Annotated in this window: 20 protein-coding genes and 1 other annotated feature; of the genes, 10 read left to right on the top strand and 10 right to left on the bottom strand. The window is 39.2% G+C overall.

The genetic code is table 11. The features are described 5' to 3' along the window. The first annotated feature begins 84 nt into the window (after positions 1 to 84). Entirely contained in the window at positions 85 to 1,017 is a 933-nt protein-coding gene (locus L3V42_RS02070) for an aldo/keto reductase (RefSeq protein WP_238471443.1), read from the top strand. Positions 1,018 to 1,092: 75 nt separating this feature from the next. Here the strand turns inward: L3V42_RS02070 and L3V42_RS02065 are convergent, their stop codons facing one another. The 3 genes from L3V42_RS02065 to L3V42_RS02055 are packed head-to-tail and all read right to left on the bottom strand — an operon-like array spanning position 1,093 to position 3,991. Continuing rightward, complete coding sequence (locus L3V42_RS02065; RefSeq protein WP_238471142.1) at positions 1,093 to 1,449, bottom strand: cupin domain-containing protein; 357 nt, start codon at positions 1,447 to 1,449, stop codon at positions 1,093 to 1,095. 22 nt (positions 1,450 to 1,471) lie between these two features. Then, positions 1,472 to 3,037 (bottom strand): autoinducer-2 kinase, encoded by a 1,566-nt coding sequence (gene lsrK / locus L3V42_RS02060; protein ID WP_238471141.1) that lies wholly within the window; start codon positions 3,035 to 3,037, stop codon positions 1,472 to 1,474. A gap of 24 nt (positions 3,038 to 3,061) precedes the next feature. Next, a complete protein-coding gene (locus L3V42_RS02055) occupies positions 3,062 to 3,991 on the bottom strand; it encodes a sugar-binding transcriptional regulator (RefSeq protein ID WP_238471140.1) in 930 nt (309 codons plus the stop codon). Positions 3,992 to 4,494: 503 nt separating this feature from the next. On the opposite strand from L3V42_RS02055, the gene L3V42_RS02050 reads away from it, so the two are divergent. The 7 genes from L3V42_RS02050 (at position 4,495) to L3V42_RS02020 (ending at position 13,238) form a co-directional block, all read left to right on the top strand. Next, positions 4,495 to 6,006 carry a sugar ABC transporter ATP-binding protein gene (locus L3V42_RS02050; protein ID WP_238471139.1) on the top strand — a complete coding sequence of 504 codons (1,512 nt, stop codon included), beginning with the start codon at positions 4,495 to 4,497 and terminating at the stop codon, positions 6,004 to 6,006. After that, a complete protein-coding gene (locus tag L3V42_RS02045; RefSeq protein WP_238471138.1) occupies positions 5,993 to 7,009 on the top strand; it encodes an ABC transporter permease in 1,017 nt (338 codons plus the stop codon). The genes L3V42_RS02050 and L3V42_RS02045 overlap by 14 nt, the downstream gene beginning before the upstream one ends. Then, positions 6,999 to 8,003, top strand: a complete 1,005-nt coding sequence (locus tag L3V42_RS02040; protein WP_238471137.1) for an ABC transporter permease — start codon at positions 6,999 to 7,001, stop codon at positions 8,001 to 8,003. The genes L3V42_RS02045 and L3V42_RS02040 overlap by 11 nt, the downstream gene beginning before the upstream one ends. Beyond that, positions 8,003 to 9,085, top strand: a complete 1,083-nt coding sequence (gene lsrB / locus L3V42_RS02035; RefSeq protein ID WP_238471136.1) for an autoinducer 2 ABC transporter substrate-binding protein LsrB — start codon at positions 8,003 to 8,005, stop codon at positions 9,083 to 9,085. The genes L3V42_RS02040 and lsrB overlap by 1 nt, the downstream gene beginning before the upstream one ends. Before the next feature lie 201 nt (positions 9,086 to 9,286). Further along, a complete protein-coding gene (gene lsrF / locus L3V42_RS02030; RefSeq protein ID WP_238471135.1) occupies positions 9,287 to 10,180 on the top strand; it encodes a 3-hydroxy-5-phosphonooxypentane-2,4-dione thiolase in 894 nt (297 codons plus the stop codon). 185 nt (positions 10,181 to 10,365) lie between these two features. Further along, positions 10,366 to 10,605, top strand: a binding site (T-box leader). A 139-nt stretch (positions 10,606 to 10,744) separates the two neighbouring features. Next, positions 10,745 to 12,067 (top strand): branched-chain amino acid transport system II carrier protein, encoded by a 1,323-nt coding sequence (gene brnQ, locus L3V42_RS02025; protein ID WP_235762015.1) that lies wholly within the window; start codon positions 10,745 to 10,747, stop codon positions 12,065 to 12,067. A gap of 133 nt (positions 12,068 to 12,200) precedes the next feature. Further along, complete coding sequence (locus L3V42_RS02020) at positions 12,201 to 13,238, top strand: lactonase family protein (protein ID WP_238471134.1); 1,038 nt, start codon at positions 12,201 to 12,203, stop codon at positions 13,236 to 13,238. Between the two features lie 457 nt (positions 13,239 to 13,695). Here L3V42_RS02020 and L3V42_RS02015 read toward each other — a convergent pair whose 3' ends face one another. The 3 genes from L3V42_RS02015 to L3V42_RS02005 all read right to left on the bottom strand — a co-directional run bounded on the left by L3V42_RS02015 (position 13,696) and on the right by L3V42_RS02005 (position 18,189). After that, positions 13,696 to 15,027 (bottom strand): GntP family permease, encoded by a 1,332-nt coding sequence (locus tag L3V42_RS02015; protein WP_238471133.1) that lies wholly within the window; start codon positions 15,025 to 15,027, stop codon positions 13,696 to 13,698. A gap of 24 nt (positions 15,028 to 15,051) precedes the next feature. Further along, a complete protein-coding gene (locus L3V42_RS02010; protein ID WP_238471132.1) occupies positions 15,052 to 16,254 on the bottom strand; it encodes an iron-containing alcohol dehydrogenase in 1,203 nt (400 codons plus the stop codon). A gap of 147 nt (positions 16,255 to 16,401) precedes the next feature. Further along, a complete protein-coding gene (locus tag L3V42_RS02005) occupies positions 16,402 to 18,189 on the bottom strand; it encodes a sigma 54-interacting transcriptional regulator (RefSeq protein WP_238471131.1) in 1,788 nt (595 codons plus the stop codon). Between the two features lie 436 nt (positions 18,190 to 18,625). Here L3V42_RS02005 and L3V42_RS02000 point away from each other — a divergent pair, with 436 nt between their 5' ends. After that, positions 18,626 to 19,363 (top strand): SDR family NAD(P)-dependent oxidoreductase, encoded by a 738-nt coding sequence (locus L3V42_RS02000; protein WP_238471130.1) that lies wholly within the window; start codon positions 18,626 to 18,628, stop codon positions 19,361 to 19,363. 209 nt (positions 19,364 to 19,572) lie between these two features. Here the strand turns inward: L3V42_RS02000 and L3V42_RS01995 are convergent, their stop codons facing one another. Continuing rightward, entirely contained in the window at positions 19,573 to 20,721 is a 1,149-nt protein-coding gene (locus L3V42_RS01995; RefSeq protein ID WP_238471129.1) for an Rpn family recombination-promoting nuclease/putative transposase, read from the bottom strand. 210 nt (positions 20,722 to 20,931) lie between these two features. Here L3V42_RS01995 and L3V42_RS01990 point away from each other — a divergent pair, with 210 nt between their 5' ends. Continuing rightward, complete coding sequence (locus L3V42_RS01990; RefSeq protein ID WP_238471128.1) at positions 20,932 to 22,098, top strand: YeiH family protein; 1,167 nt, start codon at positions 20,932 to 20,934, stop codon at positions 22,096 to 22,098. A gap of 29 nt (positions 22,099 to 22,127) precedes the next feature. On the opposite strand, the gene L3V42_RS01985 is transcribed toward L3V42_RS01990, so the two are convergent. From L3V42_RS01985 to L3V42_RS01975, 3 genes are read right to left on the bottom strand one after another with little or no spacing between them, the layout of a single operon-like run. Beyond that, on the bottom strand, positions 22,128 to 23,753 hold the full coding sequence (locus L3V42_RS01985; RefSeq protein ID WP_238471127.1) for a M20/M25/M40 family metallo-hydrolase: 1,626 nt from the start codon (positions 23,751 to 23,753) through the stop codon (positions 22,128 to 22,130). A 23-nt stretch (positions 23,754 to 23,776) separates the two neighbouring features. Then, on the bottom strand, positions 23,777 to 24,448 hold the full coding sequence (locus L3V42_RS01980) for a GntR family transcriptional regulator (RefSeq protein WP_238471126.1): 672 nt from the start codon (positions 24,446 to 24,448) through the stop codon (positions 23,777 to 23,779). A 22-nt stretch (positions 24,449 to 24,470) separates the two neighbouring features. After that, positions 24,471 to 25,622, bottom strand: coding sequence for an aminotransferase class I/II-fold pyridoxal phosphate-dependent enzyme (locus tag L3V42_RS01975; protein WP_238471125.1), 1,152 nt, complete (start codon positions 25,620 to 25,622; stop codon positions 24,471 to 24,473). Between the last annotated feature and the right edge of the window lie 50 nt (positions 25,623 to 25,672).

Below are 25,672 nucleotides of genomic sequence, written 5' to 3'. Positions count from 1 at the left end.
TATTGGGTATTGAGTGTAGTAGAGACGAATATTATAAACTATAAATATATTTTTAGACGTTTAAAACGAAGGAGAGGATCCGTCATTAGTAAAAGAATTGAATTAGGAAAAACAGGAATTCACATCCATCCTATTGGACTTGGCGCTAATAAAATCACGGAAGAAGATAAAAAAACGAATACCCAATATGGAGGGAAAATCCTTTCAACAGCAATTGAAAATGGTTTGAACTTTATTGATACTGCATTTATCTATGGGAATGGGGAATCTGAAGAAATTGTAGGAAAAACATTGAAGGAAAGTAAAAGCAGAGAGGATGTTGTTATTGCAACGAAAGGAGCGCATAAAGTCACGAACGATGGGATTCTAGTTGACAATACACCAGAATTTCTCAAGAATGAAGTGGATAAAAGTCTTAAGCGTTTGCGTACGAATGTAATTGATTTATATTACATTCATTTTCCTGATGAAAAGACACCTAAATATGAAGCGGTTGGTGCGTTAGAGCGTTTAAAAGAGGCTGGGAAAATTCGCTCTATAGGTGTTTCCAATTTTTCAGTAGAGCAATTAAAAGAAGCGAATCAAGATGGCTATGTGGATGTCGTTCAAGGAAACTATAATTTACTCGACCGCTCCGTAGAGAGAGAATTTTTCCAATACCTGCTCGAAAATGATATCTCTTTTGTACCTTATTATCCTTTAGCATCAGGGTTACTCACGGGGAAATACTCAAAAGATAGCGTGATTTCCGAGAAGAATAAAGCTCGTCCACAGTTTCAAGGTGACATGTACATGGAAAATGTTAAAAAGGTGAAAAAACTTCGAGGAATTGCTGATAAACATGGGGTAGAAATTCATCATATTGTTTTAGCATACTATTTGACGAAGAAACCAATTGATGCGATTATTCCTGGTGCAAGGAATACAGAACAAGTGTTAAGTAATTTAAAAACTGCGTCTGTTCAATTAGTACCTGAGGATTTACAGTTGATCGAAGAGCTCTTTCCCTTAGAATGAAGAACATTAAATGACTTGGGGACTTTATAGTTGATGATTATCATTTGTAAAGTCCCCAAGTTTGTTTTCATTCCGTTATTTTTTATATGGCCTGTAGTCTACCTCGACTTTATCTTTTTCTTGAAACGGCGCAAGCATAAAAACGGCCTTAAAATCAGTTTTACCGGGATTTATTAAATAATGGACTTTTTTCGGTTCGACATGAATGTAATCCCCTGTTTTGCAATGGAAAATTTCATTATCAATATGAATTTCCAGTTCTCCCTCTAAGACGAAGAAGTTTTCTTCCATGATATTATGATAATGGGCAGTGAAATCCTCACCAGGCCTTAATACGACAACCCCAACATTCATTCTTGGCCCTCTTTGTAAATACTTCGGTCCGCTGTCTCCAAATCGATATTCTCTTTCGTTTTCGTTAAGAACTGTCATTTACAACACTCCCATTATTTTATTATAAACCTGGCGCAATCCACATATGTTCCGTAAATCCTTGATCAGCCAAGCTCAACTGATTACTATATACTTTTTCCCATTTTTTATAGATCCCCTCGTAAACGGAATGGTTTTCTATTATTGGAGTGTATGTTCTTTCAATCTTTACGACTCTAGAAATGGCATCATCAAAATGATTATAAACGTTCGCGCCGACTCCTGCGCAAATTGCTGCCCCAAGTGCGGTCGCTTCTTTGACAACAGGTACTTTAACTGTTTTATTTAGTACGTCAGAAAGGATTTGGCACCATAGGTCACTCTTTGATGCACCACCTCCAAAGATTACGGAATCAGGAGAAGTATTAGTAATGTTATTTACGGATTCCATATTTCCTCTTGCAACAAAGGCTGCATTTTCCATGATTGCTCTGTAAAATGTTGCTTTATTGAATTTGACGGGATCAAGTTTGAAATTCAGGAATCCTGGTGCTGCATGTTTCCAAGAAATGTAATTCATTTTGTCGGAGAATGTGCTAAGCATGCCAAGGCTTCCGGCTGGTACGTTTCTCGCTCGGTTTTCCATCTGTGAATAAATACTCTCTCCTGTTTCATTTTCGATGTATTTCTCAAGCTCGCAGAAAGCGTCTCTAAACCATCTCATTACTAATCCAGGGAAGAAGGCGATGGCTTCGTATTGCCATGTATCAGGAACTGCATGACAGTTTATCCTGACTTTACATTCATCATCCATTTGTACACTTTTCGTCGTATATTCATATTGCCAAAAACTGCCGCCAAGTATTGCTGCGTCGCCTTCATTAATGACACCCATGCCGATACAGCCTAATTGAGCGTCACCTCCTCCGGCAACAACTATCGTATCCGAACTCAATCCTGTCAGTCCCGACATGCTATCCGTTACTTTACCTATAACAGTTCCACTCTCGAAAACAAGTGGATATATATCTGATTTCAGCCCTACCTTTTTGGCGATTTCGGGATCCCAAACTCTTTTCTTTATGTCGAAAATACCTGTCGTACAACCATTAGATGGTTCTACAGAAATGATATCTGTTAATCGATAGGTTATCCAATCGTTAAGCATCGTTACATATCTCACTTTTTTGTACATATCAGGCAGATTGTTCTTCACCCAGAGAATTCTTGGGATTGCACCTAATGAAAAGGTTTGACCGGATAATTGATAGATTTCAGATTCTAAGCGGTCATTGATTTTATGGAGATTGCTTACTTCTGTTGTGGCACGTGAGTCTACATTAGCGCAAGCCCATAGTTCAGCCCCGTTATCATCATATAAGACGATGGCTTCACGCATACTCGTCGTGGAAATCGATAGGATATCTTTTGGATTGACATTGCTTTTAATTAGAGTTTCATTCATTAATTGGATGATGATTTTTAAATTCGTGTTTACATCAAAATCCATGGAACCTGGGAATCTTGGGTCTTCAGTATGTACCCACTCAGACTGAGAAACTTGGTGTTCATTCCCACGTGTATCAAATAATATAACTCGGACACTTCCGGTGCCTGCATCAATCGCCATTAAATATTTGTCTCGCATTTCCTTTCCCTCCCCGTGATTATTTTATTCAACTAAGCTATGGGCAACATCTTCATCCGTAATGAGCACATCGATATATCCGCCATTAAGTGCTCCTAGAATAGCTTCTTTTTTATCGAGTCCTCCAGCGACTGCTACCACATGATTTAAAGATCTTAATAGGTCTATGTCTGTGCTGATTAGCTCTTCGTGCAGAGACAAATCCAATTTATTGCCGTTAATATCGTAGAACTGACTTAAAATATCTCCAACAGCCCCCTTAGATTTCAGAACTTCTACTTCTTCTATACTTAAATGACCTTCATTAATAATTGTGGCATGTTCATTTAAAGCTCCGATGCCAATTACAGTAACATTGGAATGAGGGATGATTTCTAAAATATTTTGGATCGGTTTTTCCTGTTTCAATTGATTGGCAATATCTCTAGAAGAGACGATTAATGGTGCAGGTATAATGAAATGGTTATAATTTGGATTCGTATAATAGTCCGATTCCTTATCGATTGCAGTTGGCATAAAGAATTTTACCCCACCAGATAGTGAAACGAATGTAACCTTATATTTTGTTGAGATATTCAAATGTCCAAGTGTCTTTGACACGGACTCACCATAGCCAACGTTGATGATTGTATCTTTGGTGATTCTATCTTCAATATACTGTGCGGCAGCAATTGTGAGGCTTGTTGGAATATGTTGAGTCGATGCTGGCACGATGTAAATATCATCTATGCTGTATTTTTCCTTTATTTTATTTTCAAGCTCAAGTTGGTCCATTTTGCTTAAATCAACTTTGAATTGGATGATATTAGTGGATTTTGCTTTTTCTAGATATTTAATGACTTTCATTCTGGAGAGATTCATAACTTCCGCTATTTCATTCTGTGTTAATCCTTCGTGGTAATATTTCCATGCAATTTTTACGATTAAATTTTCCGAGTACGCTGTCATGATCATTCATCACTCTCTATCTTCATTTTTTAATCCCTATTACAAATTCAACAAAATATTTTACTCGATACATTTGTTTCAAAAATAAATGAACCGTTTTCCAATATCCTTTGTTAGTTGAATGAATTTCATAATTACCAAAGTCGGCTATTCCATCACCATATGTAGTTGGGATCGAACCAACTCAACTACATATGGTGATGGTGAAGCATTAAATACGTATTATGAAATTCATTAAGTTAATAATGTATTAAAATGACATTAAAAAAATACGTAAAGATAAAAAAGCAATGACCACCTGTATATAGATTGTTCTATGATTAAAAAATGCATTTTATTCTATGTTTTTTTCGTTTCGTTAGCATACTTTCGTTTTTTGAAAATAAGATAGAAAATAATAAAAGTATTATTGAACAATAAAATGTTTAGCAGGAGCTCCTACGGAATGAAGCTTCCTTTTATAAGATGAATGGCAGCAATTATATCAAGATTGTTAGGGGGGGATAAAAGTGAGAAGCGAAAGAAGCCTGGTTGAAATGGAAAACATCCATAAAAGCTTTGGTAAAAATACCGTGCTAAAAGGTGTTTCTGTGAATTTAATGGAGTCTGAAGTAATTTCTATTATCGGTGGTAATGGGGCTGGAAAAAGTACGCTTATGAAAATACTGACTGGTGTGCACCGCGTGGATGATGGGATTATAAAGATAAATGGAGAAAAGGTAAAAAATTTAAATCCTTTGAAAGCGCATCAAAAGGGAATTTATTTAGTGCCTCAAGAGCCCTTACTGTTTCCAAATATGACGGTAGAACAAAATATATCCATTGGCTTTGATTTTTCTAAGCAAGTTATGAAGGAAAAAACTAAAAGGATTGTTGAAGAACTTGGATGGGAGATGAACATGAGTCGTCTGGCATCCTCTCTTACGATAGCTGAACAGCAACAGCTTGAAATCATTAAAGGGTTACTCTGGGAGGCGAGAATACTAATTCTGGATGAGCCTACAAGTGCTTTGACATTTTCTGAAACGAAATCTCTATTCAACGTGATACAAAAACTAAAAGAAAAGGGCGTTGGAATTTTCTATATTACGCACAGACTGAATGAAGTATTTGAGATTTCTACCCATGTAGTTATTTTAAGAGATGGGAAGGTCACTCTTAAAGGGGATATCAAAGATTTTACAAAAGGTTTGTTAATTCAAGGATTACTTCCAGAGGGAAGTAATGTTGAAAACCAGGATGTGGTTGCAAAGGAAAATATCGATCATTCTGAGGATATACCAATTTTAAAAGTAGCTAATATTTGTGGGGATGGTTTTAGAAATATTAGTTTTAACATCTACAAAGGGGAAGTAGTCGGACTTGCAGGTCTGGTTGGTGCGGGAAGAACGGAAATAGCTGAAGCGATTTATGGACTGAGTCTCGTCCACAGCGGAAAAATCTATTTGCAAGGGAAGGATATTACAAAAAAAGGCATCAATGGAACAATTCGTAGTGGGCTGGCTTATATCCCTGAAGATCGATTTTTACACGGGGTATTCCCGATCAGCTCTGTAAAAAATAATATTACCGCACAAGTGATCAAGCGTGCCCGAGTTTTTATTAATCATAAATTTGAAAAGGAAGTTACGAAAAAGTATGTTGAACGGTTACGTATAAAAATTAATGATGAGCATCAGGAAATGAAATCACTTTCTGGAGGAAATCAGCAAAAAGCAGTCATTGCGAGGATTCTATCTACTGAACCAGAATTAATCATCATGGATGAACCGACTAGAGGGATTGATGCGACAGCAAGAAGTGATATTTATTCGATCATTGCAGAATTAAAGAAAAAGGGATATTCCATTCTGCTTATATCTTCGGATCTTGAAGAACTAGAAAGAATAAGTGATCGCATCTATGGAATATATCGGGGTACTTGCAATGCATATTTGGAATCGAATGAAATAAACGCAACGAATTTGATGAGGGCTGCTTTTGGAACGAATGAAGGAAGTGGAGCGTATGCAAAAGCTTAAAAGTATAACTAAAAAAAGAGAGTTTAGGACCTTTTTATTTCTGATTGCCTTATTCGTAATCGTTGGTCTGATTAACTCGGAGTTTCTGTCACTCAGCAATATCCATAGCTCTCTGAAAAGTAGTTTACTTTATATCGTATTGGCGGTCGGACTGACATTCGTACTTTTAACAGGGAATATAGATATTTCTGTAGGTGGGACATTGGGCTTGAGCGCAGCGGTTAGTGGAATGATACTTCAAAATGGTGGAAGCATCCTGTTAGCGATTGTCATTGCGATAGGTATTGGCGGTTTGATTGGGCTTATGAATGGCTTAGGAGTAACGGTGTTCAAAGTTTCATCCTTTATTATGACACTAGGGATGCTAGGAATAGCAAGAGTAGTACAGGTTATTTTTACCGATGGCAAATGGATAGAGAATCTGCCGGTAGCATTTAAAAAGATTTCGCAAATACATGTGTCTGGAATCAATCTATTATCCATTTTCGTTGTTGTTGGATTAATAGTAGTTCATCTGTACCTAACGAGACACAAAAAGGGAAGATATTTTGCTGCGATTGGAGATAACGAAGAAGGTGCTATCTTGCTGGGGATCCCGGTACAGCGCTATGTTATTTATTCATTCATTATTTCTGGCATATGTTCGGCTATCGCTGGTTTTATTTTTGCTAGTCAAATCGGATTCATATCTACAACTGCCGGTCTTGGTATTGAGATGACGGTTATTGCCGCAGCTGTTCTTGGTGGAGTTTCTCTAAGTGGGGGAGTGGGATCAGTAATTGGAGCGGGAATAGGTGCTATTATCATGATTTCAATCAACTCAGCATTAGTATATATGAAAGTTCCAGCATTCTGGAATGATGCTATTTCCGGCATGTTATTAATCGTCATCGTTGTGAGTGATGCATTACTAGCGAGAAGAGCGAATGAGCAGGCAAAAAGAGAAAGATTGAGAGCAAGGGTCCTTCACGAGAAGGAGGTATCAATGGAATATGTTAAGTAAAATACCTAAATGGAATATCATATTGTTACTTATATTACTTTCTGAAATATTGATCTTTGGATTGATAAATCCTCGGTTTTGGAATATCTCCATTCTGCTAAATAGTTTTAATGATTTTATAGGGATTGCCGTCATCGGATTCTTTGTAACTTTAGTGATGATTACTGGTGGCATCGATATATCTGGTGGATCCATTATCGGTTTGACATCAGTGCTCGTTGGAATTTTATCTCAGATCGTTGGTCTTAATATTTGGGTTGCGTTAGTGCTAGCTATTTCAGCCGGGGCTTTCTGTGGATTACTTAACGGGGTTTTAATCGCTTATGGCGGTGTGCAAGCGATGGTAATCACACTTGGTGGGATGCTTCTATATAGTGGCATCGCCATTGTGCTTGTCGGTTTATCAGGTGTAAGTGCTTATGAAGGCATATCAGGATTTCCACAAAGCTTCAGTACGATTGCGTATGGTGCGGTTTGGGGAATACCGAATTCAGTTATATTGTTTGTAATCATGTTTACGATTGCATATATCCTTTTACATTGGACGAAATATGGCAGGTTCATATTTTTGACTGGGATTAATCAGAATGCTGCAGCGTATTCCGGTATCAACACAAAAAAAGTAATAGCAAGCACCTATGTATTATCTGGTTTAAGTGCTGGAATAGCCGGGGCAATGCTAACATCTTATTTAGGAAGTGCGAGAGCTGACTTTGGTGCAGAGTATCTTATGCCGATTTTAACAGTAGTAGTCTTGGGAGGAACATTGATTACAGGAGGTAAAGGAGGTGTTATTGGCACTGCACTTGCTAGTATAATAGTAGGTTTTATGCAGGTAGGATTACAGATGGGAGGAATTTCAACTCAGTATATTGGACTTGCAACAGGTCTGCTTCTTATCATATCTGTAGCTGTGATGGGTATTTCTCCAGAATTTCAGAAAAATATCAGGAAGTTAGTAAGTCATAAAAAATATCAAGGGGGGAAAGTGTAATGAATAGATTTAGAGTGAGTTTCCTAAGCTTGGCGATGCTATTACATCTTGTAGTATTAGCCGCTTGTGGCTCAAACGACGGTGATTCATCAACGAATGGAACCTCTGATAATTCGGATGCAAGTGATATTGAAGTCGTATTTATACCAAAAATGACAGGCAATGCTTTCTTTGAATCTGGCAATGATGGAGCACAAGCAATGGCAGAAGAGATTGGTTTTAATGTGAAATATGATGGTGCTCCCGAAGGTACGGTTGCTAATCAAGTTCAAATTATTAACAGTGCTGTAAGTAGTGGAGCAGATGCCATCGCAATATCATCTGTGACATCTGATGGATTGAACCAAGCACTGCAAAAAGCTTTGGATGCAGGAGTGAAGGTCGTTACTTGGGATTCGGATGTAGAACCAGAATACAGGTCTATTTACGTTAACCAGGGCACACCAGAAATACTTGGAGTGATGCTTGTCGATATGGCAGCTGAACAAATGGATGATCCTAACGAGGAACAGCAAGTAGCGTGGTTTTATTCGAGTCCGACCGTTCCTGATCAGAACTCTTGGGTAGACTATGCTGAAGAATATATTGCTGATAAATATCCCAATTGGGAAATCGTTACAAAGCAATTTGGTGAAGGGGATGAGCAGAAATCTCTGCAAATTGGTGAGTCTATCATTGACTCGTATCCTGACTTAGATGCTGTAATCGCTCCAGATTCAACCGCATTGCCGGCAATGGCACAAGCTGCGGAAAATAAAGGGCTTCATGCTGAAGATTTAATAATTACTGGCTTTGCATCTCCAAATTCGATGAGGCAGTTCATTGAAAATGGAACCATTCTTAATCACGGGCTTTGGGATGTAACGGATCAGGGTGCACTTGCTGTATATATTGCCTATCATCTAGCGAGCGGGAATGAATTGAAAGTTGGCGATACGCTTGAAGTACCTGGGATGGGGAAAGTAGAAGTCGAGCCAAACACAGTTCAAGGGTACGATTATGAAGCAGAAGATTCAGGAATCATTGTCTTACCAGAAAGAATTGTCTTCACAAAAGAGAATACGAATGATTTCGATTTTTGATCCCAAATGAATTCGTTTATCACGGATTAACGGTCTATAATACCCCACCTCTAAACAAGAGGGAAACGCAAAATGTGAGGGTTGGGGATAAACAGTCCGTAAAACCCTGATTCTGTTCAAGTAACATGCAGTGGAGGAGATAAGGAAACCCCCACTGAATAAAGTTTCACTTTATGAATAGATAGAGAGGAGAATTATTTAATGGCTGACGTAATAGGTAACAAGGATGCAAAAAAGTTTGCAGAGAATGTAGCTTTTGCCAACAACGGTGATTTCCATGTGAAAGGTGCAGCTAATTTGGATTGGGGGATGAAAGACAGGTTATCCAGGATTTTTAATGCAAAAACTGGAAAAACAGTCATGCTAGCTTTTGACCACGGTTACTTTATGGGACCAACTTCCGGTTTGGAGAGATTAGATTTATTAATTCCAGAATTAGCAGAGCATGCTGATTGTCTGATGGGGACGAGAGGGGCAATCCGGACTAGTGTACCTGCAAATTACAATAAAGCAATTGCACTAAGAGCTTCCTCTGGTTCGAGTATACTTCAAGACGATTTAAGTCATGAATCCATGGTAGTTGATATGGAAGATGCGATTAAAATGAATGCAAGTGCAATAGCGATTCAAACGTTCATTGGTGCGGAAGGACAAAAAGAAACAATCGAAGAATTAAATAAAGCAATCAATCTTGGGCTAAGGTATTCTATTCCCACGATGGGAGTAGTAGCGGTAGGGAAGCAAATGGAGCGCACAACCAAATTCTTTCTTTTAGCAACAAGAATGCTAGCAGAGTTTGGAGCACAGATTGTAAAAACGTATTACTGCGATGATTTTGAAAAAGTTGCAGCTGCTTGCCCGGTACCTTTAGTTGTAGCTGGAGGGAAGAAAATCCCTGAAAAGGCTGCGCTCACTTTAGCATATAATTCAATCCAGTCTGGGGCGGCCGGGGTAGATATGGGGAGAAACATTTTTCAGTCCAAGCACCCGAAAGCAATGATTCAAGCAATTAATAAGGTTGTCCATGAAAAGTTTACCGATAAAGAAGCTTATGAGTATTTTAATCATTTAACTGACATAAAAGCAAAGGTTTAACCTGCTTTTATTAGAGAAATTTTAGCTAAGCTTGCTTAAATATCCAGCGATTACATTTAAATCTGTAGACACATCCATTATTGGTGAAATAAAACTAACCCATTTTTCCCACAAATCCTAATATACCGTATTTAACGAATCCTATTGACGAAAAATATTTATTTAGCTAAACTATTCTTAACAAAGTAAAATCAGTGATGGGAAAGAGTAAGTTATCATTCTTGTTCTTCAGAGAATCGGTAGATGGTGAGAACCGATGGACAATTTATTTCTGAAAATCATCCCAGAGATGCAACACTGAAGCAAGTAAGTGTTGACGGCATCCACCGTTACCTGGAGCATGTATGATAGTACGTGGCAGAGAGTTGTATGTAGTATAACATACAGAATATGGGTGGTAACGCGAGCATAAACTCGTCCCTGAAGACAGGGGTGAGTTTTTTTGTTGTTGATAATTAGTTTCCAGGCGCTGGTGACTGACTAGTAAACAATCTCGATTTACACTTTACTCTCTGTCCTTAATCATCTTAGAAAATCAAATTCATCAAGTTTAGGAGTGGAAATATGAGTAAAAAAAGAGTGTTTTTTATAGGTCTCATGTTATTCTCATTATTCTTCGGTGCTGGTAATTTAATTTTCCCGCCTTTATTGGGCTTAGAGTCTGGGAGTAACTTTACACCGGCAATGACAGGATTTCTTGTGACGGGGGTGCTGCTGCCGTTTGTGGCGGTATTAGCGGTTGTTACAGTTGACGGAGGGATGATTTCGATCGGCAGTCGTGTACATAAAGTATTCGGAATTGTATTTGCGATTATCATATATCTTTCAATTGGTGCTTTTTACGCGATTCCACGTGCTGCAAACGTTGCTTTCGAGTTAGGATTTCAACCGTACTTTACAAATGAAGCTGGCTGGCCACTCATCTTGTTCACTGTATTGTTTTTCGCTGTTGCTTATTATATTTGTTTAAATCCGAAAAAGCTGGTTGATCGTGTTGGTCAATTGCTTACACCTATTTTACTAGTTGCTCTAACTATATTGTTTGTACGTGCATTTTTCCTTTTAGAGAATGTAGCAAGTCCGGTAACAGAAAAATATACAGCTAGCCCATTTGTCACTGGCTTCATTGAAGGGTATTTTACAATGGATGCAGTTGCGGCGCTTGCTTTCGGAATTGTCGTGATTAACGCTTTTAAAGATTCTGGAGTGAAGACGAAAAGAGAGCAAATAAAAGGAAGTGTCCTTGCTGGTATCATTGCTGTCGTTGGGCTGGCAGCTGTTTATATCTGTTTAGGATGGATCGGTGCAGTTATGCCGCAAGCAGAGCAATTCGCAAATGGCGCGGAAATTTTAACTGCAGCTTCATTTCTATTGTTTGGTAACACTGGTAGCTTATTATTTAGCGTCATCGTAATTCTTGCATGCTTCACTACATGTGTCGGGCTAATTAACGCAAGTGCCAGCTTTTTCCACGGATTATATTCGAAAGTTAGTTATAAAACTTATGTTCGAGTTCTCACGCTTGTTGGATTTGTTATCTCAAGCCTGGGGTTAAGTGCGATTCTTGACATTGCTGTACCAATTCTAGTATTGATTTATCCGATTGCGATTGTCTTGATTATACTATCTCTTTTTACACCACTTATTGGGAAAGGAAAAGCGATGTATCGGATTTCTGTTGTGTTGACATTGTTTTATGCAATTTATGATGTACTGACAAATCTTGGTTTTAAATTAGATGGATTTGCGCAAGTTATTGGCTTTGTTCCATTTTTTGATTTAGGTTTAGGTTGGATTGCTCCTGCGTTTGTAGGTGCGGTTGTTGGGTATGCTATTGACCGGTATACGACAAATCATAAGGAGACACAGGCTTCAGAAAAAAAGTAAGTTAGACTAAATTAGATAGTTTTGAAGAAGCGACAAACTTTATCTGAATGCTAGATAGAGGACAAAGCCGCAATGCTTATGATAGTGTATTAAGTAACTTGATATATAAGCAATATTGAAGGAGGAATCTTAAGTGAGCAAAAAATATACAGGCTATCTCGGAAGTTATACAAAGAAAACAAGTGAAGGAATTTATCGCTTCACCTTGGATACGGAACAGAAAAAGATAACAGATGTTGAAGTTGCTGCTAAACTGAATAATCCGACGTACGTAACGGTAAGTCAAAATAATGATTATCTTTATGCTGTTTCTCAGGAAGGCGAAGAAGGCGGTGTTGCGGCTTTTTCAATTGCAGATGGCAACTTGGAAAAACTGAACAGTGAAGTAACAGCTGGATCCCCGCCTTGCCATGTCAGTGTGGACAGTAAGAACCGTTTAGTAGTCGCGGCAAATTACCATACAAAAAAAGTAGAAGCTTTCCAAGCGAATGAAGATGGGTCCCTGCAAGCTCCTACATCTGTAACTCATGAAGGAAGCGGCCCGCATGAGCGTCAGGAAAAACCGCATCTTCACTTTGCAGGGTATACGCCGGATGAGAAATATATTGTCGTTGTGGACCTCGGCAGTGATACGATTACAACATACTCCCCGAATGGAGATGAGCTGGAAGAAGTTAGCGTATTAACTGTAAAAGTTGGAAGTGGCCCGCGTCATATCGCATTCCACCCGTTTGCTCCTTATGCATATGTAATGACAGAGTTAAGTAATGAAGTTATTGTACTTAAATATGATGAGAACACAGGAACATTTGAAGAAGTCCAGTATGTAGCAACGATTCCGGAAGATTTCACAGAAAATAACCAAGGAAGTGCAATTCATCTATCTTCTGACGGGAAATTTGTATACGCAGGTAATAGAGGCCATGATTCCATTGCAGTTTTCCGGATTGCAGCGGATTATACGGTCGAGCTGGTTGAATATACACCTACAGAAGGAAACTGGCCGCGTGATTTTGTGCTGGATCCTAGTGAGCAATTTATTGTAGTTGCAAACCAGGAAAGCGGTACGTTAACATTGTTTGAAAGAGATAGCGAAAGCGGTACGTTAACTTTATTGCAGAAGGATGTAGAAGCACCGGAAGCAGTCTGTGTTAAATTCTTGCATGCTTAACTGACAAGAGTAACTAGAAAAAGTTTCGCACGGTTCCGGAATATTTTAAAGAACGGTGAATGTATTACAATCGATAATAATCTAAGGTATAAAAACAAGTATCATACTTTATTTTATACTTTTTTTCACCCTATTGTTCATCATTTCGCTATATGTTCACATCCTATCTATGTGAGAAGGCGTAAAACAATTATTGATTTAGTAATGAGAAAAAAAAGTTGCTCCATATTCATCGGATGTCAGATCAAGAGTGGATAATAGACATTGACCTTTTTCACCGGTTAAGAGGGATTGAACAGGATTTCTTTCATGAATTTTTGATCCGAGAAAGGAATTATGAATTGGGCAATATAACCGAGTTAACATCGGTTGTACGGGAATAATAAAAAGGGGTGGAATATATACGAGGGTATATTTCCATCCCATTTTTGAGTGATTAACAATTCTGATTCTAATTCTAGAATATAGAGTAAAGTAATACAGCTAGTAATGTAACAGCTGTTGGAACGATGATGCTTACGAACAAGATTGGTTTGTATGCCCGACGATGTGTTTCTCCACAAATCGCCCGAACAGTTGTGACGACATACCCGTTATGCGGCAATGAGTCTAAACCACCGGAAGCTAGGGCTGATACCCGGTGAGCTGCGCCTGGATCTACGCCTTGCGCTAAATAAATTGGTGCGAGAATCGGGAGTGCGATTCCTAGCCCGCCAGATGCGGATCCCGTTATTCCACAAATGATGGTTACCCCTATAGCGAGTCCAAGTAATGGAGGACCAGGCATATTTACAAGCCCTTCGATTAAGGTATTAAAAGCAGATACTTCTGCGGCAACACTACCAAAGCCCACAACTGCACATGTGTTGGCAATAGCGACCAATGAATTATGCGTACCAGCTGCAAGGGTTTCCCAAAATTCCTTTAAAAATCGTTTCATGGTGATGCAGGCTACTGTGATACCAATAACTAGAGCAATCAGCAATGCCGTTGTAGGATTGATAAATTGACCAAGTATATTTAGGATGATAATGACTAATGCAAGGGGAATGATAGAAACCATAATATTCGGTAAATCTTGTATCTTTAGACCCTCTAGTTCTTCCACCTCCACTGCTGCTGCGATTTCATTTTTTACTTTAGGAGGGGAGAATGTTTCACCATTCTTAGAAGCTTTTCTAACTAACGACCCTAACCATAATCCACCAACAATCATAATTGCTAGACCCATTAAGACACCAATGAATCCTCCTGCAGTCGGAGAGGTCCCGAAGAATTCAGTCGGAATGATATTTTGAATTTCCGGTGAGCCAGGCGAAGTCATTGTAAATGAGATGGAACCAAATACAAGCGCTGCCGGGATAAAACGATGGGGCAGATTTGCTGAGCGAAATAAGGATACGGCGATAGGATAGACTGCGAATCCGACAACGAACAAGCTGACCCCGCCGTATGTCATAATTGCTGCGGCAGCAACGACTGCAAAAACAGCGCGTTTTGTCCCAAATGTATTTTTAATCCAATTGGCAATACTCTCAGCTGATTTTGTTTCCTGCATGACCTTCCCAAAGATTGCTCCTAATAGGAAAACAAGGAACCAGGAAGCGAAATATCCGGTAAAACCGGTCATATAACTATCTAGCATTGCAGTTTCAAGATTTATTCCACCTGTTATAGCAACCGTGAAAGAGGCGATGATTGCTGCTATTATAATATTGATTCCTTTCATTGTTAAATAGATAAGTAAGACTAATGAAAGCATCAACCCTAACATTCCTACTACTGCCATCCCATTCCCTCCATATTTTAAAAGTTAATTGAACATATCCTCTGTCTCCAATTGGTAGTCAAAGCATTTTAAATAAAGCTTTTCTATTTCTTCTTTTGCAGGAACTATTGGAGTGTTTTGCGGACTTCCACTAGCGAGTGCATCATCAGCCATTTTACTTAGCACCTTATCGAATTCGGTCTTGTCTATTCCCCAACCTTTCAAGTTCGGTATATTTAACTCTGAACAAAGCTGTTTCACGGAAGTAACTGCAATCTCACTCGCCTCCTGATCAGAAAGATCTTTCGCCGACTTGTCAAAAATTCTACCAAGGTCTGCTAATCTGCTGATAGCTGCATCTTTTGTGAACTCGAGTACTGTCGGTAACAGCATGGCATTGGAAACTCCGTGAGGTACATTGAACAACGCACCAATTGGTCGCGACATCCCGTGTACGAGACAGACGGAGGCATTAGAAAAAGCTAATCCCGCTTGTAGAGCACCTAAAGACATTGCTTCTCTCGCATCAAGATCATCCCCGTTCTCATAACATTTCTTCAAGTTTTCAACGATCAATTTCATTGCAGAAATGGCCAATGTATCAGTCATGGGATGAGAGCGTTTGGAAATATAGGCTTCAATAGCATGGCTTAAAGCGTCGACTCCTGTAGCTGCAGTAACTGATTTTGGTGAAGAGATGGTGAGCAATGGATCGATAATTGCTACCTCTGGCAAAAATGCAGGCTGCTTAATCATCATTTTCACTTGACTGGTGGTATTTGTAATGACCGTCACGTCCGTTGCTTCTGAACCAGTTCCGGCAGTCGTCGGTATAGCAATATGCGGGATAGGATCTCGGCCGGCGATTTTCCCGCCTCCCTTATAATCCCCAATATAGCCACCGTTCGTTGCAACTACTGCGACTGCTTTTGCCGTGTCAATACAACTTCCACCACCAAGAGAAATAATGACATTACAGTTCTCGGCAATGAAAATATCTAAGGACTCAGTAACATAACGATCAACAGGTTCAGAGGCGACGTCTAGGTATAAAGCGCTTTCAATGTTTTCTTTCTGAAAAATAGTTCGTAATTCGCTAACATATCCCAAATCATCCATTATTTTATCACTTACGATAAGCGCTTTTTTCCCTTTCTGTTTTGTGATTTCTCCTGCTGCTTGAAACGCACCTCTTCCATATTGAATTGTAGTTGGTGTTAAAAACGTATGATAAGTTTTATTTTGCATGATTAAAAAATCCCCCTTTATATATTCAATAATATATATGCAAAATTCATGCCAAGTTAGAAGGTTTAGGGTACTCGTCTATAAAAGAAAAAAGTGTAGGATGGAGACTACACTTTGCTGAAAGGATTGTAGGAATCTATCTACACTTCATAAACCATATTTATTGATTTTTTGATATAAGGTCGTTCGGTGGATTCCAATCATTTTTGCAGCTTCTGTTTTATTGCCATTTGCTTGTTCCAAAGCCACTTTGATCAATTGCTTTTCTGCAGTTTCTTCATTCATTTTCAATTGCACTGCAGGGCTTTTATTATTATTTTGCACTGCATGATAATCAATCATATAGCTTGGTAGATGTTCGCTTCCGATTTTATCTCCTTCGGTCAGAATGACGAGTCTTTCCATCATATTCATTAGCTCTCGAACATTCCCAGGCCAATTATAATGAATAAATGCTTTCATCGCGTCAGAGGTCAGCTGCTTAACAGCCATAGAATAGTTTTCGGAGAACTTATTTAAATAGTGCGAAATTAAAGGCGGAATGTCGTCTGTTCGTTCCCGCAATGGCGGTATGGTTAGTTCAATAATATTTAATCGGTAGTAAAGGTCTTTCCGAAATTTACCTTGTCCCACCATTTTTTTAATATCTTGGTTTGTAGCTGCTATGACTCTAGCTTGTAACCGTTGCTTATTTGTAGCCCCTATGCGTTCGAACTCTCTTTCCTGTAAAACCCTTAATAGTTTAATTTGTAGGGTTAAAGGCATTTCCGCTATTTCATCTAAAAAAATCGTGCCATGTTTTGCTAATTCAAACTTACCTGGTTTCCCGCCTTTTTTAGCCCCTGTAAATGCTCCGTCATCATAACCAAATAACTCCGATTCAAAAAGTTGTTCGGGAATCGCTGCACAATTTACGCTAATAAATGGACCATGAACTTGCTTGCTTAAGTGATGGATACCCTGGGCGATAACTTCTTTTCCAGTTCCGCTTTCACCGGTAATTAGGACCGTAACATTTGTGTTTGCAACTTTTCTCACGGAACGCTTTAAATGATGGATTTCTTCACTTTTTCCAATCAATTGATCTAGTGTCTTATTACTTCCCGGCGTTATATCTGATAATTCAGGATTCTGTATGAATTCTTGATCAAATTTTACCGTTTTGTGGAATTTATTGTAGATTTGATAAAGTTCTGAAACGCCTTCAAAAATCACCATTCCGATGGCACCAACGACTTTGCGGTCTTTCCAGATTGGAATCCGGTGAACAATCATTGGTTGTCCTTGAATGTACTGAATTTGTCCCCGCTCGGGCATCCCGTTTTTAACTGTGTTATGCAGATTAGTATTATCAATGACTTCCTGCACATGTTTTCCAATCGCATCTTTTTTATCAATTCCAATGAATCTGCTGTATGCTAAGTTGAACTCTGTGATAATAGCATTTTCATCAATGACAGTGACACCTTCGTAGGCACTATCAAGCACGATGTTCAACACGTCTGCACTATGTTTGATTTGCTTCAGTTCTGTAACGTAATTTGAGAAAAATTTTTGTAAATCGCACTGGGTTAACGTTCCGGTCAATCTCCCAACTTCATCAACCACAAAGAAGTAGGAATGTGGAAGGCTGCTGGTGTGAAGGATGGGATCATTTTGTGAAACGATATGTGCATTGTCCGTTATCATATAATGCTGTATGTTCTGCTCCGGATTATTCAACATTCCAGAAAGAATAGATTTTCCAGTAATAATACCAAGTGGACTATTATCTTGATTTATGACGGCTAGGTAATCACTGTTACTGTTCAACAACATTTTCGTGGCATTATGAACTGATTCATCATATCTGATAAATGGCAGAGTTGAATTAACTACATCGCTTATAAGTGGTAATCTCCAATCCGCAGAAGATCCAATGAAATTAGAATACACAAGGTCTCCCCCTTTGAACGACAAGTTAACTCTAATTATAAGCATTCATCTATGTATTTGTCACTTCTCCGAGGGATGATGTTTAGTTTCTAATTGTAATTTTCACGCAGATAATTCGCTTACGTTGTGCGATCTTTACTAGCGGTGGCGCCCAAGATTGTGGGAAGTATGTAAATTTGACTTGAAGTGGTGTGTAAAATCCCGAACCGTGTGTGCAATTCGGCTTGTGTGGTGCGACGATTTTTTATTTGTCGTATGATTTTGTTGAGGAGTCGTGCGTGATCTTGAAAAGTTGATGGAAACTCCTGCACCTAACCGGTATGAAGTAATGTCATAACTTGGATTTGCGCACTATTTTAATCAGTGATATAATAAAAATTAAATGTTCAATACTTCACAATTCATTAACTTTAACGAGACTAACGGAGGTTTTCCTATGATAAAAACAGCAATCATTACAGGTGGCGGTAGTGGTTTTGGCAGGGAAGCAGCTTTAAAGCTTGCGGAGAAGAGGACAAAACTTTCTATTGTTGATCTGTCAAAGGAAAATGGAGAAGAAACGGTAAGGCTATGCAAGGAGCACGGAGTGGAAGCTATTTTTGTTCAAGCAGACGTGAGCAAGGTGGAAGATGTTCAGCGCTATGTGGCCGAGACCATAGCCGAGTTTGGAAGAGTTGATTTGTTCTTTAACAATGCAGGTATTTCAGGTTCAGGAGTTCGCACACTGGACTGCTCGATTAAAGAATTCCATTCCATCGTGGATGTGAACTTAAATGGTGCTTTCTATGGATTGAAATTTGTTGTCAATGAAATGCTGAAAACGGGTGGCGGTGTGATCGTGAATACGGCTTCCTTAGGTGGTGTGGTTGGTATGCCAACGCTTGGTGCTTATTCTGCAACGAAACATGCGATTATTGGTTTAACGAAAACAATTGCTGGTGAATACGGCCGAGATAATATTCGTATTAACGCGATTGCACCAGGAACGAACGAAACACCCATGGTAAAAGCATTCCCGCAAGAAGCGATTGGTGCAATGGCTGAAGAGGTACCGATGGGCAGATTAGGCCAGCCTCATGAAGTAGGAGATGTTGTAGCATTTTTATTAGGTGAAGAATCATCCTATATTCATGGAGCGGTCATTTCGATTGATGGTGGAGCAGCTGCATTATAAATGGAATCAAAATACGTCTTGATAGAAGCTAGTGAAAAGTATCTGAAGAACTTTATTTCGTCTGATACTTTTTACTAGTATTTCCTAAAAGATGCCGAAATATTTAATCTGAAAGGCCACCTCTCCTTTATTTTGGGCTGAGGTGGACTTTTCCATTATCACCCATTGAGAGGAGTCATGACGATGAGTGGAAGGTAGCTAAAGATAACTTATCCCATGATATCTTTTTGAATTTCAAGTACTTCTTCTTTTGATAACTCTGTTATACCCATTACGTATTGGATTTCGGCACCATCTGAAAGAAGGCGCTGAGCTATTAACTTTTTAGCTTTTTTCTCACCTTGCTCGATTCCACGCTTCATTCCACTTTTTATTCCACGCTCGATTCCGCGTTCCATACCACGTTCCATACCACGCTCCATACCACGTTTCATACCATCTTTTTCCGCCTTTTGCGCCCGAAGTTCTGCTTCTCGCTTTGCCGCTTCTTCATCCAAGATATGCTTTAGGCGGGATTCATAAGCTAAAAATTGTTCTGGTGTCATGCTGAGCTCTTCCCAGTTATGAAATGCTTTTCGAAGTGTCTCATCTTCCATTGCAATCTCCTCCAATTCACGGTAAATATCTTCATAGAATTTTTTATTTCGATGATCGATCATACCGAGCAATAATAACCATCTGGCTAAAACGTCATTCCAAGGGTCCAGTTGATCTTCTTTCCAAGCTTTCAACAGTTTCGGCATTTCAATATAGTGAAACTCCATGACACCTGTTAGTTTGAATTGTTCTTCATCTTCAAATAGATGATGCATCGTATGGAACCGTTCCGTTTGGTCAAAAATATTAAAATTCAACAGGTTGATGGAAATAACATCGCTTAGCTCGTCGTATCCCATTCCTGAACGCAACTGACTGCGGTAGACTCCTGACCAATAATAAATAGACCGTTTAATCATATTATATTGGTCGGTAAACTGAATTTCAACGTTGATTTTTTCACCAGCAGTGGTGAGGACTAACACGTCAAGTCTTGATTGCTTATCGTCGATATATTCTCCGCCTGCTTCGATATTGATGAAAGTAATGTCTTTAATTGGATCTCGTCCTGTTTTCTGTAAAAATTCATTTAAAAATACAATAGTTATTTGTTTATTTTTTTCGATACCAAAAAGTTGTTTAAAAGCATAATCAATCTTTAAATCCATCAAGCCTGACAGCGGTATCCGTTTTAGTGCTTTAAACTTTTTGGTGCTTGAAAAATCTGATTTGTTCTTGCCGTAGTCTGCTGGTTCGTCTCTTACAGTATCGTGTATGATGTCTTCTAGGGGGTACTGGCGAAGTGATTTTGTTAATTCCATTCTAACACATCCCTTGTGAAGTTTTTTAAATTAAACGAGGACTTACTGAGATGCGAATCTAGCTATAGTATAACAAAATTAAACAGATAGAACAAGTGTTCCTTTTGGGGGATTAGCAAATCTCTCCCCTTCAAATTTTGTCGAAACCACCTTGGTTGTGTGATAATGAGTAATAAGAGAGAGTGCTAATGAAAGGGGAAGTATGTTATTTTGCAAAAATCAATACAACAAAAAGAACCACATTTTTTATTAAATATTCTCCCTGGGCTTTTGCTATGTGTTGTACTTATGCTTGGTGGAATGTACGGCGCAGAGCTCATCGGAGTAGGCTTAAAAATGGCAGGGCTCTTATCAGAAGGCAGTGAAACACCAATATCAGGAATTTTCGTCGCCATTATACTCGGTATTATTATTCGAAATTCAATCGGTCTCTCGGAGATTTTTACAAAAGGGATTTCCTTTTCGATGAAATATATCCTGCGAGCAGGGATTATTTTACTCGGGCTCCGTTTAAGTTTGATGGAAGCTTTAAAACTCGGGGCATTCGGAATCCCGCTCATTGTTGCATGTATATCTGTCGGGTTATTTGTCACTCTATTTCTAGCAAATAAAATGAATCAATCGATGCGACTTGCGACATTGATTGCCAGCGGAACGAGCATTTGCGGGGTCACTGCAATTATGGCGACATCTCCTGTAATCAAGGCGAAGGAAAATGAAATTTCTTATGCAGTAGCCAATATTACAATCTTTGGTTTAACGGGGATGCTGCTGTACCCATTTCTCGCTAATTTCTTATTTGCAGATGATGCGATTAGGGCTGGGTTATTCTTAGGTACCGCAATCCATGATACGGCGCAGGTAACAGGAGCTGCATTGATTTATGATCAGCTTTATCAGATACCGCAAGCGGTGGATGCGGCAACCGTTACGAAGCTGACGAGAAATCTATTTATCATTGCAATCATTCCTTTTGTGTCTTATTTATTTTTTAGTAAATCGAAGGAGCGGACTCATCAAACAGAAAATAAAGAGGAGCGTTTACCAAAATGGTATACATTCATTCCGTTATTTGTGATTGGGTTTCTGATTCTTTCCGTTCTGCGGACGATAGGGGATGCAACGTTGGAAAGTACGGGAAGCGCATTTGGTATTTTTGCGTCTGATAGCTGGAGCAGTCTATATACGAATCTTAGTTCGTTTGGAACGACTTATCTTCTTGGAATGGCGATGGCGGGGGTTGGATTATCAACGAATTTCAAGATGTTTAAAGGGTTGGGGCTAAAGCCGTTTTATATTGGTTTTGTCGCAGCTGTTTCTGTAGGACTGGTAAGTGCTACGCTTATTTGGTTATTTGGTGGGTTTGTTCAGCTATAGAGCAAAAAAAGAGAAGTGAAATTTAATTTTCACTTCTCACATTCACTGACAGTTGTCACCTCAAACATACTCTCCACAACCTTCCGCAAAACAAAAGGCATGTGTACAAAAGCACTTTGCTTATGAAGCCGCTCCGTCAACTTATGGGCATCTTTCCCGAACGGTCCAATATTTAGGACCGGGGCTTGGAGTTTCTGCATTTCATCAAATGGGATTGTATATAAGTGGTTCCAAACCGGTGTATTATTTTTATAAGCTTGCCAGCCATGATCCTGCTTATCGTAATTCACATAACTCAAATCACAGATTCCATTAAAATAATGTACTTGCTTTGCCGAAACATCAAAATGATCCTGAAGCAGTTGCTTCGCTAATGCAATTTTATGCTGAACGATTGGGTCACGTGATGAATTAATTGCCGGATAATACGGCGGGGCAAAGAATAAAATGCATGCAGGTGCAATTTCTTGGCAATGTGTCATCATTTGATCGCATATTTTCATGGAAATTTCCCGCTGATCCAAACCGCGAAGTGCAAATGTTTCTTTAATTATTGCCTCTGTCTTTTCTTGGCCGAGCTTATCCCTAGCATAATTCAGTAATTCTTCGTATTCCCATACCCCAATGTTGAAGTGCTCTTCACTATTTTCTTCTCTTGCTAAAATAAGCTTGTATTCTTCTGCGCATTCCTCCATGGCCTCTGTTGCGACTTCGCGGAAAGAGGCAAGTGTCTCTTTCGCATTACGTTTCATTAAAAAAACGTTATATAGTGCTGCAACGTGGTTGGATGTCTGTGTTGAATAATCGACTTTCAAATCATAGGTTTTTAAACAAACTGGGAGCGGTGTGCGCTCGCCGTATATTTCTTCGCTAAACGCTTGATTATATTCCATCTTCTTCGTTAAAAAACTAGCCATATAATGTGCATTGATGCCTTGCAGTGGTTCACCGGCATGGGTTTCACGTCCGTAGAAAAGAGCGGAGGGCATGATTTTCCCAATCGTTCCAGAATAAATATAATACTGCTCATCTTGTGAATGCATGGAAAAACTCGGTTCACTGTTCAAAAATAAGGTATACTCTAAATCATAGCGCTCTTGTATATTTACAAGTCCTTTAACCGCGGCAAGCATACCGCTTGAATTCACTTCTTCATCGGGAACCGTGACGAGCAGAAGGTTAATCGGCCAATTTTCATGAATAGCTTGCTCTAGCAGATGAAGGTGCAGAACAATACCCATCTTCATATCCATCGTGCCGCGCCCGAATAAATAATCACCGGATGTAACGTCACTTCGCACACCTTCTGGTAACGAATCAAGCATTTCCCTGAATTTCTTCGTTAGTTCTCGTGGTTGAAAGGCGAGATTCCCAAGCGCACCGAATTCTGTTATATGTACCGTGTCGAAGTGGCTGATGAGTACAATTGTTTTTTTGACGTTTTCCTGTTTGTATAAAGCTGTGACGGCATTTCGTTTATTTCCCGCATCATGAAATTGAATTAAATCTGGATTCTCTCTAAAGTATTCTAGCTCAAGCAGCTTCCCCTTTATCTTTTCAGCAAATTGGATTTCCCCTTCTGTTCTTGTCCGACTATCCCAGCTGACAACCTCACAAAGTAAATCTTCCAATTGTTGTTCCGTCTGCCAAAGCATGATGGATCCCTCCTGTATAGGCTCTAATTCTTATTTTCGGCGTGGTCGTAGTAACTTAAAAAACGTTTTTTAACATTGTTCATATGCACGAGCATATTGTTTTTCGCTGTGATGACATCCTTTTGTTCCAATGCTTTTATAATTTCATGATGTTCCTCGTAAGCATCTTCCGCACTTTTCGGAACAGTGCTGGATAGTATAAGAAATGCGCGATTGACACCTGTATTCATGCGATGAATGACTTTTTTAATTTCTTCATTATCATTGCAAGCTGCTAATAGGAGATGAAAATCACGATCAAGCTCAATAAACTCGTTATACTTGTTTTCATTAATTGCTGTACGCTGGCTAACAAGGTTCTCCTGCAGTTTTTCAATCGTTTCGTCACGCATTATTGCAGTTATCTTCTCCATATTATATACTTCGAGCAAACTGCGAAGTTCCATATATTCAAGGGAATCTTTTTTTGTAAAACTAGCGACGAGCGCCGGTGCGCCTTTTTGCTGAATAATGAGCCCTTCAGCTGCAAGGCGTGCAAAGGCATCACGAAGCGGGGTACGACTGATTCCTAAATCTTTTGCGAGCTTTTCTTCGGGCAGTGATTCTTTATCTTTGAGTTTACCATCTGTAATCGCTTGTTTAATAATCCGGTACGCTTGATTAGAAAGGGTTTCACGTTGAACTACTTTTTTCATGATCTTCTCCTTTTTCCTTTGATTATTTTCCAAGGAAACGCTCCATCCTTGCGAGCCCTTCTTGTAAATTTTCCATTGAATTAGCGTAAGAAATCCGGATAAATCCTTCACCGTTTCCTGTAAATGAACTTCCTGGGACGACAGCAACGTGTTCTTTTTCCAGCAGGTTAGTCGCGAATTCCATTGAAGTGAGGCCAGTTGATTGAATGGATGGGAAAAAATAAAAGGCACCAGTAGGTAGTGTTGTCTCAAGTCCCATTTCCGTCAAGCGCTTGTATACAAAATCTCTTCGTTCAATATAGGCCTTGTTCATTTCAGCAGGTGCTTCTCTTGCAACTGTCAGTGCTTCGATTGCTGCGTATTGGCTCGGTAGAGAAGCACAAATCGAATTGTTTAAATGTACTTTCAATACATGCTCCATCAAATCTTTACTTCCAAGCACATAACCAATGCGCCAGCCGGTCATGGCATGAGATTTCGAGAGTCCATGGATAAGAAATAATTGCTCGCGGATCTCCGAGAAAGAAGCGAATGAACAATGTTTGCCATGGAATGTGTTTTCACTATATATCTCATCGGAAATGATAAAAATATTATGCTTCTTTACAACAGCTACAATCTTTTCCATTTGTGCACGGCTGAGCGTTGCCCCGGTCGGATTTGATGGATAATTGAGGATAATAGCCTTTGTTTTATCTGTTATTGCTTGATCCAACCGCTCCGGATCCAGAACGAATCCGGTGTCTGTTGTATCGATTGTGACCGATTTTGCGCCATTTAAATGGATAATCGATTCGTATCCAGAGTAGATCGGGGAGGTCAAGATGACTTCATCTCCACCTACTAAAATAGTACGCAACACCGAATCAATTGCTTCACTGGCACCGTTCGTTACGATAATTTCATCTGCTGCATCGTAATGAAAATGATACGTTTCCTCAAAAAAGCGTGAGATCGCTTGGCGAACATCCAATAACCCGGCATTATGGGAATAGCCGGTCAAGTTGTTTTCTATCGCTCGTATTCCAGCTAGTTTTACATTTTCTGGTGTTGGAAAGTCAGACTCACCAATCGTGAAATTAATGCCGTTTTCATATTTATTTACTTTATTTGCAAAGACGCGAATGCCGGGTACGAAAATATCTTTTACGCGAGAATTTATTTTGCATAGCATGTGTTATGATCTCCTTTATCACTATTGCATATTAGAATAATGTTGTATAC

Origin of the sequence: Oceanobacillus alkalisoli, assembly GCF_022213125.1 — a bacterium.
Taxonomy (GTDB): Bacteria; Bacillota; Bacilli; order Bacillales; family Amphibacillaceae; genus Oceanobacillus; species Oceanobacillus alkalisoli.
This window is presented reverse-complemented; position numbering and strand designations above follow the sequence as displayed.